The following is a 16,220-nucleotide window of genomic DNA, read 5'->3' as shown; positions in this document are numbered from 1 at the left end:
ACACCTATGATCGGCGAGAACTGGTTGAAGGTCGCGCTGACAGCAATGGCACTTGGCATCGGGCTTTATATCATTCCATTGGGCATGGTCGCCAATCCAGACATGCTGCGGCTCTCGGACGCTCCACTGGCCGCTTTCTTGGCGGCGGCGCGCGTGGCCTTGGGTCTGACGTTACTCTCGTCCGGTCTGATCGGAGCGCGCCGACCCATACCGACGATCGCGCTCTGTGCGGCCGGGCTGATAGTTGTATTCTCAGGACTATGGTTTTGACCAATTTAGTGTAGTTGCTGCTGGCTTTGACAGATACAGGCATTGCCAATTTGTTCAGCTTGCATGATCCGGCTATTTCAACGTCGTGAAACCCCAACCAGCGTCCTGCGCCTGAGGGGTTTCCAGTTCCCTCGCGCAATCATCGCATACGTTGTTTGGTCTTACCATCGCGTCGCAATGAGCACGGCCGACATCGAAGACCTGGTGGCCGAACGCGGTGTGATTGTAAGCCGGGAAGCAATCCGGTTGTGGGTCACTCGCTTCAGCCCACAATTCGCATATTGCGGCGGGCGCGTTCGTCCTCGACATTCTCGTGCAAACGCGACGAAACGCTACAGCAGCCAAGCGATTTATTCACAGGCTGATCACTCAGTTCGGTGAGCCGAGGGTCATGATCACCGACAAGCTGTGCAGCTATGTCAAGCCGATCAAAACATTGGCACCGGACGCTGACCACTGCGCCCACGAGGGATTGAACAACGCCATCGACGGATCACACAGGCCGACCCGCAAGCGAGAGAAGATATTCGGCCGGTTTAAGTCACATCGGCAGACTCAGAGGTTGCTATCCGCTTACGATCAGACCAACCTGATTTTCCGTCCCGCCGATTTCAACGCGCCGCAAACTCATATCGCCATGCCCGAGATGACGCGTTCAGCCTTTGGGCAGAATACACCATCGAAGTGGTGGCGTGATTTACAGACCAGCAACACCCTACGACACGCGGCCAACAACTTGGCACAGCCGAAACAGCAAACGGGTATGATCATGTCTCTATACACGAAGTCTTTCACCATATGGCTTCTGGCCACCCATTCTGCCTTGGCGCATGAATTTTGGATTGAACCTCGCGCCTATACTTTGCCGTCGCAGGCAACGATTGAGGCGGATCTATTGGTCGGATCCGAGTTTGTCGGGCAGGATTATATCTTCATTCCGAAGGGATACAGCTCGGCCCTGTTTTCCAGAGGTGACGTTGAAACAGAGCTGGCGTTTACCGGACAAGATAACCCGTCGTTGAGCCTCCAGTCGGGCGAAAACGGGCTGCACGCTATTGTACTTGTTTCAAATGCAAGCAGCCTAAAGCATGACACGCTGGCCGACTTTCGTGAATTTGCTGAAACCGTAGGGCGTGGTACCGAAGTATTTAGCACTCGGCCGGGTCAGCCTATCAGAGAAGCCTATTTCCGTTACGCGAAAACCTTGGTGGGGGTGGGCGACAAGCGCGGGCAGGATCGTGCATATGGCGCAATTTACGAGTGGGTAGCGCTGGATAATCCTTATGTTACTTTGGACGGGCCGGTCCGCTTTCAGCTGCTCTTGAATGGCGAAGCAAACGCCAATCAACCGGTTCAGGTATTTGCGCGGCCTGTTGGGTCCGAAGCCGAGACAGGACCGCAGCATATGATGACGGATGCGAATGGCATATTGACGCTTTCGGATGACATTCGTGGAGAGATCATGATCAACAGCGTAAAATTGCTGCCGGTAAAGCATAATGACTTTGATTGGGTGAGCTATTGGGCGTCGCTGACTTTTGAACGGTAGCAGCGTCTTGGGGGCAAGTGCCACTGGCTTGGGTCAATACAAACCCTGAATTTCCAAAGGCAACTGCTGTACTTCTTGTTTTTTAAGGATCGTTCTAGGCTGCTGTGTGGCGTCGGCTGCTTTCAGGCGGTTGAACCGGCGCGAAGAAGCCTCGGTGATATCTTCACGGCTGCGCAGGATCGTGGGTCTTAGAAAGACAAAAAGTGTACGCTGGGTATTGCGGGCATTACGCGATTTGAAAAGCTCTCCGACCACCGGTAGATCGCCAAGACCGGGCACCTTGCTGCTGCCGTTGATGCGGTCGTCGGTTATCAGCCCACCAAGCACAACTGTTCCGCGGTTGTCGGCCATTACGGTTGTATTAATCACCCGCCGGTTGGTCACTAGATCCGCGGCACCTTCAACATTGGCATTTGTTAGGCTCGATATTTCCTGTTCGATGACCAGCTGCACCACACCTCCGGCCGTGATCCGGGGCACGACATTCATCGTGATGCCGACATCGCGTCGTTCAATCGTGGTAAAGGGGGTCGCCGTATTCCCATCGGTGGCGAAGCTACCCGTCCGGAAGGGAACGTTCTGGCCGACGACGATGGTCGCGGGTTCATTGTCCAGCGTCGTGACCGATGGCGTCGACAAAAGCCGTGCGCTCGTAGACTGCGACAGGGCCTGCACCAAAATACCAAAGTCATTGCCACCGGCACCAAGCGTCAGTCCCGTAGACAAGGCCGAGCCGGCGGGGACACCAACAGCAGCAAGCACGGACCCCAGCGATACCCCTCCCCCATTAGAGAAGTTCGAGGCGGCGATTGCTCCGTTCGGCACATTCGGGCCAAGCCCCAGTTGGACCCCAAGCCGCTCTGCGACCTCGCCGGACACTTCGACAATAGCTGCCTCGATCATCACCTGCGGGCGACGCACATCAAGGGCATGAACGAGTTGCCCGACTTCTTGAACCTGCGCCGCAGTGCCGCGAACAACGATAGAATTCGTTTCGACAGAGGCGGTGATATTGACAGCATCCGGGGCGACGACGCGGTTTAGCGGCACAAATTGTCCGTCCGACGTGGCTTCGGCTGATTGTGCGCCCACATCGGCGGCAACTGCGTTGGTAATGTCGGTGGCATCCCCCACCGTACCTTTGATGATGTCTGCAATGATCTGCGCGTCGCCATACTGGAGGTTGAAAACTGTGGTAGCGACGGCCTCGCGGGGGTCTTTACGTGGCGCAACGTCCATGGCGATGGCAAGGCTGCGAATTTCTGCAATGTCTTCGGGCGTGCCACGGACAAGCAGTAGATTGGACCCTGCATCAACGGACAGGCGCGCGCCTGTGCCCGCTTGACCAAGTACCTCTAGGATAGCACTGCCGACGGTGACCGCATCGGCACTGCGAAAGCGCAGCACCTCAGAGCGGACAAGGGCATCTCCGTCAAAGCTGCGCGCGATGGCCATGATCCGGTCCACATTGGCGCGGGTATCGGTAATGACCACGCCATTAGGATCTTCGACGGCTTCGATATATCCCGATTCCGCGACAAGCGGGCGCAGGACGCGCACGGCTTCGGCAGAGGGCAGCCGGTTCAGGCGCAACATCTCGGTGACGAAGTCTTGACTGCCAGCGATGACTTCTTCGCCAAGATTAGGTCCGCTCGCAGTGCGCGCTTCGGCCTCCGGGATCACTTGCCAGATCGATCCAGCCTGAACGGCAACGAATCCGCGCACACGCAGAATGGATTGGAACAACGACCAGACGCCTTCTTTGTCCAGCGCCTCGGCAGAGACGACAGTCACTTCTCCCACCAACCCCGGATCAAGCACCAAGGTGCGGCCGGTTATTTCGGAAATCTGTTCAACGAGCAAAGAGATGTCTGCGTCTCGCAGATTGATGACAAAGGTTTCCTGAGCGCGCACAGGGGCGGGCAGCATCAGTAAAACTGCGAGGGCAAAGGCTGCTATATGGCGAAGCGCAAGGTTCACTGCAGCGGAAATGACATAACGATCGTTCGGCCATTCCTTTCGACTTCGATACGGGCCAAGCCAGACGCCGCGATCACGTCATACAGTTCCCGATCCTGATCGACATTGCCGACGCTTTCACCATTTACACTTGTCACGATGTCACCTGCTCTCAGACCGGCGCGGTTTACGCCTACGTCGTGCTTTTCAGCGATGGTATATCCTTTTTCCCCTGGCACCAAGCCAATCGTATCCAGAACCTCAGCGGGGTTGGCGATGATGCGGTCGCGCCACATGTCGATGTAATCCTGTGTTGTCACGGGCTGAGCGCGTGCAGCTGCATCCACCTGTTCACTGATGGAACTACCCTGCCCAGAGGTCATAAGCGCCAGCAGCCGTTCCGCGCCTGTCGGGACTTGCGGACCATCGGCGACCAGATCCGCACCTGCAAAATAAAGACGGCTCTCGGTGTCTTTTGTCAGCACGGTGACATGGTTTTGTGAAATAGAGGTGAGCATCGTACCGGGGACGACCTCATCGCCGATGCGATAGTTGCCTTCAGTCGTGTCCGACCGCAGCAATGCAAGCGAGCGGGTCGGATCATCACGTACGATGACCCCGAGCAAGATCAGGGTCTGCGGAATAGCGGCCGTCTGAGCATCTGCCACCGCGACTTCCGCAGCGCCGAACGGCGCAAGAGCCAGCGCAGGCGCAAGGTCGGGCAGTGCCTCGGGCTCTTGTGCGGGGGGGCGAAGCTTCGCAATAGGGGGGATAACGCGATCGTGGCCCAGCACACGCCAAGTCGCTTCGGCACCCGCCGCGGCCACGCTGGAAACGGCCGTCAGGATCACGCCCAATCGAATCCATTTCGCCACATGGTCAAAGCGCGTCATGATGGGCCTCCTGATGCGACATATCCATCCAGAATATACAAAACCCGATCCGTCCCTGAAACGGCGCTGCCGACAGAGACGGCCTGCACGTCGGGGTCGCTGGTCGGCCGGCGCGTCACGTCGAGATCGAATTCAATGCCGTATACCTCAAGCGGCTCTGCGCCGATTACCACCCCTGCCCGGACTTCTGAAAGGCGGTATTCGGCGGCCCACCGTGCCGCGACCCGATCCGAGAGATCAGCGATGCGTTTACTGTGCCCCTGCGTGGCCGACAGCAGCGATACGGCGCCCAAGGCAAGGACGGCCATCGCCACCAGCGCTTCGATCAACGTGAACCCTGCATCGTCCTGACGTGTCATTCTACCTCCTGAAGATGCGCCGCGCTGACGCCGTCGAACCGAACATACTCCGCCGCGCCGTCACCCGCACGCAGTTCAAGCGACAAGGGGCTATCCCCAGTCGGGCGCGAATCCGTGGAAACGACGATCGCGCCATCACTTCCAACGATCCGCGTGCGACCGGCCAGCAGATGGGGCTCTTTCAGGACTGGTAAAGGATGCGGCACCCAGATTTCCCCGTTATAGACATCGAACCTATAGCCCTCCGCGCCCCAAACGAAGCCCATTGGCACCCCCGTTAGGATCACATCGTCCGCTGCCCGATTTAGCCTGGCGACAAGAAGGTCGGCCTCTTGCTTGGCAATATCACCACGTGACCCGCTGCCGATGCTAAGCCCGACAATCCCGGCCATTATTCCCACCAACACCAGTACCACAAGCACCTCAACAAGCGTCACGCCCGCGTCTTGGTGTCGGTCAGGGGCGGCCGTGGTTTTCACCTGCTGGCCTGCAGCTGCCCATGTGCCAGATCTGCCGCGACCCCTTCGCCGCCGGGCGCCCCATCTGCCCCAAGCGACATCAGATCGAACCCGCCATTCGCACCCGGAGAGACGTAGATGTAATCATTCCCCCAAGGATCGATCGGCACAGCCGTCAGATACCCACCCGCGACCCAGTTGCGGGGTTCGGGCGGCGCGGTGGGACGCACGGCCAAGGCCTGCAATCCCTGTGCGGTCGTGGGATAGGTGCGGTTGTCCAAGCGGTAAAGTTCGAGCGCCGAGCCGACTGCGCGGATGTCGGACTGCGCAACGGTCACCCGTGCTTCGTCTGGGCGCCCGATAACGTTGGGCACGATGATCGCCGCCACCAGCGCGATAATGACCAGCACCACCATCATCTCGATCAGAGTTACGCCCGCTTCACCGTCGCGGCGGCTGCGGTCGGACGCGGTGCGGCCCCCCAGCATTTTCCAGTGACGCATGAAACTGTTTCCCTATCTGTTACGTGGCTTTCCGTATACTATGGCAACAACGGGACGATTGAAAAGGTAATTTTTCGTGATAAGTCAAGGCATTACGCCAGATTTAAACGCCTCGGAGCGCCCTGTACGGCTGCCCGCGTCTGACGCTTTAAAAGTGCCTTTGACCACGAGAAATTCGGCCATGGTTGCACGGGCCGAACTTTATTGCCCGCAGGTTGACGGGCTGGCCGCCCGTCCGGTCAGTGCAGAACACGTCAGTAGTTTTATCGTTCATGTACCCAGATCCAATGCGCGGCAACGGCAGGCGTTGATCACCTTTGCTGTCGAAGAGCGGATTGCCGCACCGCTGCAGTCCGTCCAGATCATCCAAGGCCCGCTTGCCGATGCGTCGCCCGGGGATCACCTGGCGTTTGTCCTGTCCAATGACGTGATGACGCAGGTGACACAGGAAGACGCGCCGCACCTCCCCGAATATCTATTAATCCCCCGTCCACCGTCCGACAATGGTCCCGCGTGGGCCGTCTGGAAAGAAGGCAATCGTGCGGTTGTGCGCTGTTCTGACGGGACGGGTTTTGCCGCCAATGTGAATATGCTGCCGCTTTTATGGCAGCGCGCTGGCCGGCCGTCGCTGCGCGCGCTTGGTGAGCCGTTGGGAGCGGATCTTCCAGCCGAAAATCTGTCAGCCACACCACCCCCACCGGACCCGATAGACGTGGCCTTCAGCTTCGCTCAGCCGCGCAAGGCTGCAACACGGGGGTTGGCTGCGTGGAAGTGGGCTGCCGTCGCTGTGGGGGCTGCGTTAGCGCTGCACATGACCATCGCGGCTTTGAACCTGCGCACACTCTCTCAGATCGCACAGACAGAGCGCCGCGCTGCAGAGCTGGCCATTTCGGACATCCTGCCCGGCATGACCCTAACCCGAGAGGTTGGCCCCGTTCTCGCACGCCTGACACCCGCGCAGGTGGTTGCAACGGAAAGCAGCTTTTTGCCCCTGCTCAGCGATGTCTCACGCGTGCTGACGGACGCGCCGGTTGGTTTCAGGCGCATGGCATGGGGCGCGTCAGAGAATACATTGGTGGTGCTCATGCAGAGCCCGGGCCTGGACGACCTGCAAGGCATCGAGCAGACGCTAGAGGCATCGGGCTTTGCCGTGCGCAGCGGTGCCGCCACAGCGGGCGATGGCGGTGCAGAGGTCGAAATGCGGATCGCGAGAGGGGATGGCGGATGAAAGCTTTTGCCGCGCTCAACCCGCGTGAAAGGCGTCTGGTGAGCATTGTGCTACCTCTCGCCATCGTGGTTGTGGGCTATCAATTCCTATGGGCGCCTCTGCAACGGGCGCAGGCCGAAGCGCGCGCAGACATTCAAGCATTTCGCCTTGTTCAGGACACAGCTGCGCTGGCGTCCGTAGACACGATCGTGTCATTGCAACCGCTCAACGAGACGCCTCTTGCCACGCGGATCACCACCTCGGCATCCGTGGCAAACCTGACCCTGCGGCGCATTGAGCCTGAAAACGACAGCATCCGGGTCACTTTGGACGATACGCCCTTTGCGACCATATTGCTGTGGCTCTCTGATCTGGAAGAGCAGCACGACGTGAGGGTAGAGGCGCTCGAGGTGGATCGGCGCCCGGCACCGGGCCGTGTTTCGGCGCGTTTGCTTTTAGGATCGTTGCAATGACCCATGCCAGCACCCAGACCCGCCTTTCCTATGGTTTCGCGCAAAGCCAAGGGGTCATTCTATTACCTGCCTCTGAAGACCGTGCGGAGCCACGCTGCCAATATCGCCATGATGCCTCTTTCGAAGCCCTGATCGAAGCACAGCGCGTGTCTGGCACCGCTGTGACATTCGAGGAAATATCGCCCGCCGATTTTGAAGCGGCTCTTGGTACGATCTACCGCGATTCCGCGTCCGAGGCGGCGCAGGTGGCCGCGGATGCAGACGATGATCTGGCCTCATTGGCGGACACGGCCGCTTCGATCGACGATCTGCTGGCCCAAAACGACGATGCGCCCGTGGTGCGGCTGATCAATGCCCTGCTGCTGGAGGCGGTCAAGGAAGGCGCGTCTGACGTGCATATCGAGACGGAGGAGCGGCGACTTTTGGTGCGCTTTCGGGTCGACGGCATTCTACGCGAGGTAATCAGCCCGAAACGCGCACTCGCACCGCTGCTTGTCAGCCGGATCAAGGTGATGGGCAAACTCGACATCGCTGAAAAACGCCTTCCGCAGGACGGCCGTGTTTCGTTGCGGGTCGGAGGCTATGACCTGGACGTGCGCATCTCGACGATCCCCTCTCAATTTGGCGAGCGCGTGGTGCTGCGACTTTTGGACCGGGGGCAGACATTGCGTGGGATCGACCATCTTGGCCTGTCGGATCGCGATAATACGGTGCTGAAACGGATCCTGTCCTTGCCCGATGGGATGGTGCTGGTGACTGGACCGACCGGTTCGGGCAAGACCACGACGCTTTATGCTGGTCTGGATATGCTGAATGATCGGCAGCGCAACATCATGACCGTCGAGGACCCGATCGAATATACGATGGACGGTGTTGGCCAGATGCAGGTCAACGCAAAGACTGATCTCAGCTTTGCCAGAGGGTTGCGCGCCATTCTACGGCAAGATCCGGATGTGATTATGGTCGGCGAGATCCGGGACCGCGAGACGGCACAGATCGCCGTGGAATCCGCCATGACCGGGCATCTGGTCATCTCGACCTTGCACACCAACACGGCCATCGGTGCCGTGTCTCGACTGGTCGAAATGGGTGTCGAACGATTTTTGCTGGCTCCTATGCTGCGCGGGCTGATCGCACAGCGGCTGGTGCGGCGCAATTGCGCCGACTGTCTGGGCGACCACGAGGTCACGCAGGCGGAAAGCGATCTTTTGGGGCAAAAGATTAAGCCCGGAGAGATCGTGAAGAAGGGGCTTGGCTGCGATACCTGTCAAGCCAGTGGCTTTCGCGGACGTCTGCCGCTGTATGAAATTATCGAGGTCGACGGCGCGCTTGAACGCAAGATGCACGAAGGGCGATCCGAAGCCGAGCTGATCGCCGCGGCGCGGGATCGCGGCCCGAGCATTCTGGACGACGGCATCGCCAAGATGCGTTTGGGCCTCACCACTGCACAGGAAGTCGCGCGCGCCATCCACGACGGTGCCCCACCGCAACCCAGCATATCGCTTGCCGCATCACAAGAGGATGAATAATGCCAGCCTATGCCTATGAAGCGATGACGCCCGCAGGCAAGTCGACCAAGGGGATCATAGAGGCCGCAAGTGCCGCCGCCGCGCGCAGCAGTCTGCGCCAGCGCAACCTCGCGCCGCTGTCGGTTGAACCAACCGTCGCAAAAAAGGGGAAAGCGACGAAGGGGGCGGGATTTGGCAGGGCCAAGATTTCGCGCCGCGCGCTGACCCTACTGACCCGACAGCTTGCCACGCTGATCGGTTCGGGGATCGGTGTGGAGCAAGCGCTCAAGACAGTGGCAGACCAGCAGAACAAGCCTGCTGTTACATCGTTGTTGTTGAACCTGCGCGCCTCGGTGCTTGACGGGCGCAGCTTTGCGCAGGCGCTTGGCGAGTATCCTCAGGTGTTCGGCGACTTTTACCGTGCGTCGGTCGCTGCGGGGGAAACCTCGGGGCAGCTCGGCCAAGTGATGGAACATCTGTCCGGCTTCGTGGAAACCCGCGCAAAGAACCGCCAGACGGTGCAGCTTGCGTTGCTGTATCCCGCGATCCTTGCCGTCGTTTCGCTTGCGGTAATCGTCGCGCTGTTGACCTTTGTGGTGCCTGACATCGTGCGCGTTTTCACCTCTCGCGGGGCGGAGCTGCCGTTCCTCACCCGTTCGTTGATTACGGTAAGTGATTTTATCAATGCGTGGGGTATTGCAATACTCGGCGTTCTCGCTGCCATTATCCTTGGCGGGGCCAGCCTGCTGCGGCAACCGGCGATGCGGCTGCGCTGGCATCGATTTCTATCGCGTTCGGTGCTGACGCGAGGGTTCTCTCTCAAGACAAACTCGGTGCAGTTTGCGGGTACCTTGGCAACCTTGACCGTCAGCCGCGTGCCGCTTGTAGATGCCTTGACCGCTGCTACGCAGACCGTGCCAAATTTGCACGTCCGCGAAAAAGTCGCCCAAGCCACGGCACGCGTACGCGAAGGGACGGCGCTTTCACGGGCGCTGGACGATGCCAAAGTCTTCCCCCCGATGCTGATCGCGATGATCGCAAGTGGCGAAGCGGGGGGCGTGCTGGGGACAACGCTGACCCGCGCAGCCGACGATCAGGAGCGTGATCTGAATGCATTGGTAGCCGCATTGGTGGCACTGGTCGAACCGGCCGTACTGCTGATCATGGGTGGGATCGTGATGCTTTTGGTGCTCTCGATCCTGCTGCCGATCGTTAACCTCAACAATCTGGTGAATTAGAATGGCATTTCTATGATCATCGGCCCGCTCGTCGGCATGCCCGGCACAAGCACGGCGCCTTCGGGCTCAATGCGCGCGATCAGCCGCCGTTCCCCTGTCACCGTGACCTTGGCCAGCGTGCTGTCACGGTCCGTCAATATTGCTATGGCGTCGCGGCCTTGGGTTGTCAGGTCCAACGTCATCTGTGGCACTGTTGTGTCGCGCCCCAATAGATCTTTGCACCGCCCTTCGCTGATCAGAACCGCGCCCGCAGCAGCAGCGGCCCCCTTGCGCCAGCTCAGCCGTTGCACATCGACGACGGCCTGCGACGTGCAGTTTTTCAATGCGGCCCCGGGGATCAGGTCGACCAAACCGGGCCCGATACGCCCCACAATGTCCGTCGCGCTCATGGATGCTGGGGTAAAGGTCGCAACGCCTGTCAATTGGGTGTCGGGCCCTTGCAAGGTCCAGTCCGCAACCCCGCGAGCAGCGAACAAAGGCCAGCCGCGCAGGTCCCAATCCAGCGAATATCCACCGTCCAACACAGCACGCCCTTCCCACAGGCCGCCATACAGGTCAGTAATCGGAGCAGGGATGACGGCAATACGGCGCAAGGCCGATGCCGGGAGGGTGACAATCAATGTCGTCACGTAAACGAGGAATGCAAAAGATGCCAAAAGCACAGCCGACAAGATCCATCGAAACCGTGACTTCCGGTGCCTTTTCCCCTCTGTCGCGGCGGCGGGTATTGTTGGGTCTTGGTGGGTCATCGGCGCTCATTGGTTTATCGGGCTGCGGCGGGTTGTCTTTGACAGGTGACACTGAACTGCCGCCTGAAAATGCGGTAGGACAGGCCGTTTTGCTGGCCCCGCTTACCGGCCCGCGTGCGTCATTAGGACAGATCATGCTGGCAGCCGCAAGCCTTGGCGGCAACGCGACCGGCCCAGGGGCCGAGGTCGAGGTGGTCGATGCTGGCGATAGCCCCGAAACAGCCGTTGCTGCCGCGCAAAAAGCGATGGACGGCGGGGCGAAGATGTTACTTGGTCCGCTTTTCTCAGGCCAGAGCCGCGCAGTCGCCGAAGCTGTCGGGCGCGGTACGCCCGTTGTTTCACTGTCGAACGACAGCTCTATCGCCGGAGATAACCTGTTTGTATTCGGCATCACACCGCAGCAATCAGCGAAATCGATCCTCGGCTTCGCGGCAACCCGCGGCAAGCGCAACGTTGTTACTGTTGTTCCTCCGGGGCCATTTGGTGCCTTGTCCGCGCAGGCAGCGCAATCCGTCGTCGCGGCGACAGGGGGTACCGCTCCGCCAGCGATTGTTGCCGCATCCGCCGCTGGCCTGATCGACAAGATCCGGGCCGCGAACGGCGGTGCGCTGCCAGATGCGGTTTATCTGCCCGTTGTGGGTGGTCCCTTTGAAGAACAGGCCGCGGCGATCAAGAGCGCGGGGGTGCAGCTGCTTGGCTCGGAACAATGGGCATCGATCACGCCTTACCGGATCGACGCATTGCAGGATGGTTGGTTTGCCGCACCCGACCCTGTTCGTTTCGAAGCCTTTGCTACGGCCTTTACCGCGTTCAGTGAAACCGAGGCGGGTGTGCTTGGCGGGTTGGCCTTTGATGCCGTCGAAATGGCGCGAATTCTTGGTCGCATCGGCCAGCAGAACCGCAAAGGGCTGCTGCGCGACGCCGGTTTCGACGGGGTCGTCGGCCCCTACCGTTTCCAAAAGGACGGACAATGCGCACGCGGGCTGGCTATCCTGAGCGTAACAACCGGTGCGAATAACCTGATTGGCTCTACCGGGGCATGACCGTCATCCGCGACCAAGAGGCTGGCGTGACCCTGATCGAGATGCTGGTCGCTCTTAGTCTTTTCGCTTTGGTGGGTATTGCCTCGTTTACCACACTGGACACGATCTTGCGTGTCCGCGAACGCACCGATGGCCGGCTCGAGCATCTGGCACAATTGGATCGGGCGTTGCTGGTCTTCGGGCGCGATATCGTGCAGGCGGACCCCGGTACGGTGACGCTTCGGGATGGGGTCCTGTCCACTCTCGGGCATGATGGCCAGACCAGACGCCAGTATCTGCACGATGCAAATACGCTTAGCCGCGAGATAGGCCCCCGAAATGCGGATGATCTGTTGCGGCAAACCCTGATACTGGATGTCAGCGCGCTGACGTTTCGCGTGCTTGATAGGGATCGTAACTGGCATTCAACGTGGCCCCTCCCCGACAGCGAGAGCGAAGCGCTGGCCGTGGATATGCGCGTGGACATTGATGGAATTGGCAGTCTGAGGCGGCTTTCGTCTTTGACCCGCCCTGCGCCCCGATGAGCCGCGCCGGTATACGATATCCGGACGCCGGCGTCGTGTTGATCAACGTGTTGGTGGCGCTCGCCTTGGGGTCTGCGATCGTTGTCTTGATGTTCACCTCGCAAGAATCCCTGATGGAACGCACCCAGCGAGCAGCCGCAGCGACCCAGGCCGAGGCGCTGGCCTTGGGCGCGGAGACCTCGATTATCGTGGCGTTGCGCCGGGATATGGACGTCGCACCCGAGACGGATCATATGGCCGAACCATGGGCGTTGGCAGCACAAGAAGAAGTGCAACTAGAGACGGGTAGCTTTGCGATCAGCGTGTCAGATGCCCAAGCGCGGTTTGATTTGAACGGGCTTGCAGCGGGGCGCCTCTCGCAACAGCAAATCCTTGCGCGGCTGGTCAAATCTCTGGACCTGCCCGACAGTGTGGCATTGGACATCAACGACCGAATTTCCCGCCGCGGCCCCATACGCGCGTTGTCCGAGGTCGAGCTTTTGGACGCGCCGACGCGTGCAATACTGGCCCCCAACGTCAGCCTGCTACCGCAACCCGGAGATGTGAACATCAACACCGCAAGTGAAGCGGTCATCGCGGCAGTGCTGGGATCGCCAACCGCCGCAAGACAACTGGTCAAGCGGCGCGAACAAAACGGTTTCCTCACGCGCGGGGACGTGACCGACGCCGGCATTGTCGCGCTGAACGGCATTGGTTTTACGTCAGACGTCTATGATGTGGAAAGCCGCGCAGAAGTCGATGGCACGACGGTTATCCTGACGTCCCGGCTGCTGCGCGAAGACAAGCTGGGGCGAAAAGACACCTATGCGATCGAGCGCAGCTTTTCAAAGCATCTGGGATCGAAGGGGAGCTTGCCTGCCCCAAAGCCCTTCCGTCCCTAAGGGTAAAATGCGAAACGCGGCCACTCTATGGAGCGGCCGCGCCTCTTTCTTGTTCTCACACCCCCGAAAAGGAGCCAATCAACCTAGGGGTTGAAAGGTTCGCTCGTCGGGAACCGTGGCACTGTGACCCCCGCGAGGGAGATCGGCTGGGCATTGCGATCCTGGTTGAAGGCGCGCACAAAATCGGCCCCCAATTTGGAAATGCCGTTTAGTCCGCCGCTGCTACCACAAGCGACTAGAAAGCCGGCCACAACCACAAGAACTGAGATACTCTTCAACATCGGAATTCTCCTATTCTATGGGTTTAGTTGTTCGGCGAGCCAGCAATCGGTGTGTTCAAGTAGGGGAACACGGTTTGCAACTCGGTGGCGCGCAAAGGTGCCCCATCGGTCAACGGCACTAGGCCCGCAGGCGCGGTATCGTTGGGATCGCCTTTGCCACAAAGACCTAGGTTTACATTGTCTTCGGCACTTGGGTCTCCGCTAAGCTCTTGCCCTAGAGGCACGTCATGGCACAACCGGCCCATCATCACGCGCAGCGCAAGATCGACAGTGTCATCCGCCGGACGGCGACCATTGGGAAAGCCCGCGAGGTCTTCAGCCAAAAGGCCAAAGGTATGCTGCTCGGATGCGGGTGTCGCCGGGAACGCTGTATTCAAGCGCAGCATTTCAGACAGGTCTGTCTTCGTGTCGAAGCCAGCAGGCTGGTTTACGCCCTGAAAACCGCTGAGGAACGCGGTAACAAGGTCGTTCCGGGGGAAGTTCGACGGAGCGATATTGCCCGATGCACCCAACGCATCGCGGAACAGGATATCCAGTAGCGCTGGCAGGGTCGGATTGGTCACATAGACAGCCAGTGCCTCGTCAATTGTAGGCTCTGCTGCGTTAAACAGATCCTTGTCGGAAAGGCCGATGACCACCTCGTTGACCAGCGGGTTGGACAAGCGCGACTGCTGTACCCAAGCGCCACCATAAATCGAGGTCTTCTCGTAGGTGGGCGACGGGTCTTCCAACTCGCCTTGTGGCAGGCTGGCAGTCGTCCATGCCCCGATGACCGGCTCATCCCCTTGGGTCAGACAGGAGATTGGAACTTCCAAAGCCAGGGTTGTGACATTGGCTTTACCAATCAGGTCGTCATTGGCGCGGTCCTGCACGATCCCGTTCGCATTGAAATTGGGATCGTTATACTGGGACCACATCGGGTTATCTGGTCCCTGCACCGGAACGAGGTTCACCAGATCAAAGATTTCGCCAAGGTTCACCGCGAAGGCCTCTGCGCGCTGGCCAGCAAAAACCCGGCCCGTTCCGCAGCCCGGAATTTTTACATCGTCATAGATATAGGCGTTCGCGTATTCGGCATAGTCAGGCAGGGTCTTGTTGCCAACGTTGTCGAGCGGCTTGGTAAAGGTCGTCCCGCCGCCATGTGAAAGAGACGTTCTTTTGCCGCTGCGACGGTCCCCCGTGATCATGGTCACGCTATAGCTTTCGGTTTCACCCAGAGCAGCGGTCGGGCTGCTGGCTGTGATCTGGCCTGCAGCGCGCAGCGGAATGCCCACTTTCTCGCCGCCGATGTCCAGCTGGATACCAGTGCCGTCTTTCAGATTATTGTCGAATTGAAACTGAAAGGTGATCTCTTCTTCGGCATCGGCGTCATTGCTGACATGGATCTCGTAGATCGCATCAGGGTCCATGGTGAAATAGTTGGGTCCACCATAGGGGGCCTGCAAAGGCTGGTAATTTGCAATGAGGGTCACGTAGTCGCCGCGGTTTGCCTCGTAGCTTTTGAACATGTAGAAATCTGTCGCGTCGATCTTTGGCTGCTCGGTAATGCCCGGCGCCTCACGGTGCGATGATGCAGTTGCAATGCTTGCTGTCAGGCAAAGCGCTGTAGCGCAGCTTCCCTGCAACAAGGTACGAATGGTAAATGTCATTTTTCACTCCCAAGTTGGCTTATTTTATGTGCCGAGACCAATGGTCATCGGATCGCCCTGCGAGTGCTGAAAAAATTCTATTCACTACCCGCATTGAATGAGACACGTGCTGCCGCCGAGAAAGTTTCACCGTTTATGATAGAATATCTCATTTAGATGGAATCTAGGCACACTGGCGTTTTTGATGCTTGCCGTGTTTTATACGTGAATGTCTCTGTTCATCTTATCCTCGATCATTCTGATTCCGATTTTGGGTCAGCTTGTTCGTATTGATCTGCGCCAACACCGCCTGCCGGATCGCTATACGCTTCCGCTGATCTGCGTCGGACTAGCCACGAATGCCCTCGCGCAGCGTGCCCTCCCGACGGAGGCGATCTGGGGCGCTATCATTGGCTATGTAGTATTCTGGCTGATCGGAGCGGTCTATTTCCGCAGCCGTGGGCAGGAAGGGTTGGGCTTGGGCGATGCAAAGCTGCTGTCGGCAGCGGGTGCATGGGTTGGGGTTTTCGCCTTGCCTTGGGTCGTGCTCCTGTCGGCTCTGGGTGCTCTTGGGTACGCAGTGCTCTCGGGCCACGGGCGCCAAGAGCGCCTCGCGTTTGGTCCATGGATTGCCGGAGCCCTTCTTCTTATTTGGTTAGGAAAAGGGATTTTTTCAGAGGTATAGAAACGCGTATTA

The 16,220-nt window shown here is 59.2% G+C and carries 17 protein-coding genes and 1 pseudogene; 11 read left to right on the top strand and 7 right to left on the bottom strand.

The features are described from left to right. Positions 1-6 precede the first annotated feature (6 nt). From IV89_RS00670 to IV89_RS00660, 3 genes and pseudogenes are all read left to right on the top strand, one after another. Positions 7-270, top strand: a complete 264-nt coding sequence (locus IV89_RS00670; RefSeq protein ID WP_235183675.1) for a hypothetical protein — start codon at positions 7-9, stop codon at positions 268-270. A 63-nt stretch (positions 271-333) separates the two neighbouring features. Continuing rightward, positions 334-966, top strand: a pseudogene (locus tag IV89_RS00665) (DDE-type integrase/transposase/recombinase). Further along, positions 908-1,819: a DUF4198 domain-containing protein gene (locus IV89_RS00660; protein ID WP_081858726.1), complete on the top strand. Its 912-nt coding sequence runs from the start codon at positions 908-910 to the stop codon at positions 1,817-1,819. Before IV89_RS00665 ends, IV89_RS00660 begins: the two are co-directional and overlap by 59 nt. Before the next feature lie 33 nt (positions 1,820-1,852). Here IV89_RS00660 and gspD read toward each other — a convergent pair whose 3' ends face one another. From gspD to gspG, 5 genes are read right to left on the bottom strand one after another with little or no spacing between them, the layout of a single operon-like run. Further along, the gene (gene gspD, locus IV89_RS00655) at positions 1,853-3,748 is read right to left on the bottom strand and encodes a type II secretion system secretin GspD (protein WP_005848548.1); all 1,896 of its coding nucleotides are present in this window, start codon (positions 3,746-3,748) and stop codon (positions 1,853-1,855) included. Positions 3,749-3,795: 47 nt separating this feature from the next. After that, positions 3,796-4,671: a type II secretion system protein N gene (locus tag IV89_RS00650; RefSeq protein ID WP_037941506.1), complete on the bottom strand. Its 876-nt coding sequence runs from the start codon at positions 4,669-4,671 to the stop codon at positions 3,796-3,798. Then, positions 4,668-5,030, bottom strand: coding sequence for a type II secretion system minor pseudopilin GspI (gene gspI, locus IV89_RS00645; protein ID WP_051843796.1), 363 nt, complete (start codon positions 5,028-5,030; stop codon positions 4,668-4,670). The genes IV89_RS00650 and gspI overlap by 4 nt, the downstream gene beginning before the upstream one ends. Next, entirely contained in the window at positions 5,027-5,509 is a 483-nt protein-coding gene (locus tag IV89_RS00640) for a prepilin-type N-terminal cleavage/methylation domain-containing protein (RefSeq protein ID WP_037941505.1), read from the bottom strand. The genes gspI and IV89_RS00640 overlap by 4 nt, the downstream gene beginning before the upstream one ends. Further along, complete coding sequence (gene gspG, locus IV89_RS00635) at positions 5,506-5,991, bottom strand: type II secretion system major pseudopilin GspG (RefSeq protein WP_051843795.1); 486 nt, start codon at positions 5,989-5,991, stop codon at positions 5,506-5,508. Before gspG ends, IV89_RS00640 begins: the two co-directional genes overlap by 4 nt. Before the next feature lie 181 nt (positions 5,992-6,172). Between gspG and gspL the strand changes: the two genes are divergently transcribed. The 4 genes from gspL to gspF are packed head-to-tail and all read left to right on the top strand — an operon-like array spanning position 6,173 to position 10,417. Continuing rightward, the gene (gene gspL / locus IV89_RS00630) at positions 6,173-7,219 is read left to right on the top strand and encodes a type II secretion system protein GspL (protein ID WP_037941504.1); all 1,047 of its coding nucleotides are present in this window, start codon (positions 6,173-6,175) and stop codon (positions 7,217-7,219) included. Beyond that, entirely contained in the window at positions 7,216-7,671 is a 456-nt protein-coding gene (locus IV89_RS00625) for a type II secretion system protein M (protein WP_037941503.1), read from the top strand. Before gspL ends, IV89_RS00625 begins: the two co-directional genes overlap by 4 nt. Further along, complete coding sequence (locus IV89_RS00620; protein WP_037941501.1) at positions 7,668-9,200, top strand: ATPase, T2SS/T4P/T4SS family; 1,533 nt, start codon at positions 7,668-7,670, stop codon at positions 9,198-9,200. Before IV89_RS00625 ends, IV89_RS00620 begins: the two co-directional genes overlap by 4 nt. Further along, positions 9,200-10,417 (top strand): type II secretion system inner membrane protein GspF, encoded by a 1,218-nt coding sequence (gene gspF, locus IV89_RS00615; RefSeq protein ID WP_037941500.1) that lies wholly within the window; start codon positions 9,200-9,202, stop codon positions 10,415-10,417. The genes IV89_RS00620 and gspF overlap by 1 nt, the downstream gene beginning before the upstream one ends. Here the strand turns inward: gspF and IV89_RS00610 are convergent. Continuing rightward, complete coding sequence (locus IV89_RS00610; protein ID WP_146152940.1) at positions 10,414-11,079, bottom strand: type II secretion system protein N; 666 nt, start codon at positions 11,077-11,079, stop codon at positions 10,414-10,416. The two genes, gspF and IV89_RS00610, sit on opposite strands and share 4 nt — an antisense overlap. Here IV89_RS00610 and IV89_RS00605 point away from each other — a divergent pair. Genes IV89_RS00605 through IV89_RS00595 form a run of 3 tightly spaced genes read left to right on the top strand, consistent with a single transcriptional unit; the run spans position 11,037 to position 13,614 of the window. Continuing rightward, positions 11,037-12,209 (top strand): penicillin-binding protein activator, encoded by a 1,173-nt coding sequence (locus IV89_RS00605; protein ID WP_308811046.1) that lies wholly within the window; start codon positions 11,037-11,039, stop codon positions 12,207-12,209. The genes IV89_RS00610 and IV89_RS00605 overlap by 43 nt on opposite strands. Beyond that, the gene (locus tag IV89_RS00600) at positions 12,206-12,733 is read left to right on the top strand and encodes a type II secretion system protein GspJ (RefSeq protein WP_051843794.1); all 528 of its coding nucleotides are present in this window, start codon (positions 12,206-12,208) and stop codon (positions 12,731-12,733) included. The genes IV89_RS00605 and IV89_RS00600 overlap by 4 nt, the downstream gene beginning before the upstream one ends. Continuing rightward, complete coding sequence (locus tag IV89_RS00595) at positions 12,730-13,614, top strand: type II secretion system protein GspK (RefSeq protein WP_037941496.1); 885 nt, start codon at positions 12,730-12,732, stop codon at positions 13,612-13,614. Before IV89_RS00600 ends, IV89_RS00595 begins: the two co-directional genes overlap by 4 nt. 304 nt (positions 13,615-13,918) lie before the next feature. On the opposite strand, the gene IV89_RS00590 is transcribed toward IV89_RS00595, so the two are convergent. Then, positions 13,919-15,544: a DUF4331 domain-containing protein gene (locus tag IV89_RS00590; protein ID WP_037941494.1), complete on the bottom strand. Its 1,626-nt coding sequence runs from the start codon at positions 15,542-15,544 to the stop codon at positions 13,919-13,921. 208 nt (positions 15,545-15,752) lie between these two features. Between IV89_RS00590 and IV89_RS00585 the strand changes: the two genes are divergently transcribed. After that, the gene (locus IV89_RS00585; RefSeq protein ID WP_051843793.1) at positions 15,753-16,208 is read left to right on the top strand and encodes an A24 family peptidase; all 456 of its coding nucleotides are present in this window, start codon (positions 15,753-15,755) and stop codon (positions 16,206-16,208) included. The last annotated feature ends 12 nt before the right edge of the window (positions 16,209-16,220 follow it).

Origin of the sequence: Sulfitobacter sp. CB2047 (genome assembly GCF_000735125.2) — a bacterium.
Lineage (GTDB): Bacteria > Pseudomonadota > Alphaproteobacteria > Rhodobacterales > Rhodobacteraceae > Sulfitobacter > Sulfitobacter pontiacus.
The sequence above is the reverse complement of the archived record's forward strand: the minus strand, read 5'-3'. Positions and strand labels throughout refer to the sequence as shown.

Coding starts and splice junctions, on each gene's coding strand:
- IV89_RS00670 (WP_235183675.1), top strand. CDS start 7: ATGATCGGCGAGAACTGGTTGAAGGTCGCGCTGACAGCAATGGCACTT.
- IV89_RS00660 (WP_081858726.1), top strand. CDS start 908: ATGCCCGAGATGACGCGTTCAGCCTTTGGGCAGAATACACCATCGAAG.
- gspD (WP_005848548.1), bottom strand. CDS start 3,748: ATGCTGCCCGCCCCTGTGCGCGCTCAGGAAACCTTTGTCATCAATCTG.
- IV89_RS00650 (WP_037941506.1), bottom strand. CDS start 4,671: ATGACGCGCTTTGACCATGTGGCGAAATGGATTCGATTGGGCGTGATC.
- gspI (WP_051843796.1), bottom strand. CDS start 5,030: ATGACACGTCAGGACGATGCAGGGTTCACGTTGATCGAAGCGCTGGTG.
- gspG (WP_051843795.1), bottom strand. CDS start 5,991: ATGCGTCACTGGAAAATGCTGGGGGGCCGCACCGCGTCCGACCGCAGC.
- gspL (WP_037941504.1), top strand. CDS start 6,173: ATGGTTGCACGGGCCGAACTTTATTGCCCGCAGGTTGACGGGCTGGCC.
- IV89_RS00625 (WP_037941503.1), top strand. CDS start 7,216: ATGAAAGCTTTTGCCGCGCTCAACCCGCGTGAAAGGCGTCTGGTGAGC.
- IV89_RS00620 (WP_037941501.1), top strand. CDS start 7,668: ATGACCCATGCCAGCACCCAGACCCGCCTTTCCTATGGTTTCGCGCAA.
- gspF (WP_037941500.1), top strand. CDS start 9,200: ATGCCAGCCTATGCCTATGAAGCGATGACGCCCGCAGGCAAGTCGACC.
- IV89_RS00605 (WP_308811046.1), top strand. CDS start 11,037: ATGTCGTCACGTAAACGAGGAATGCAAAAGATGCCAAAAGCACAGCCG.
- IV89_RS00600 (WP_051843794.1), top strand. CDS start 12,206: ATGACCGTCATCCGCGACCAAGAGGCTGGCGTGACCCTGATCGAGATG.
- IV89_RS00595 (WP_037941496.1), top strand. CDS start 12,730: ATGAGCCGCGCCGGTATACGATATCCGGACGCCGGCGTCGTGTTGATC.
- IV89_RS00590 (WP_037941494.1), bottom strand. CDS start 15,544: ATGACATTTACCATTCGTACCTTGTTGCAGGGAAGCTGCGCTACAGCG.
- IV89_RS00585 (WP_051843793.1), top strand. CDS start 15,753: ATGTCTCTGTTCATCTTATCCTCGATCATTCTGATTCCGATTTTGGGT.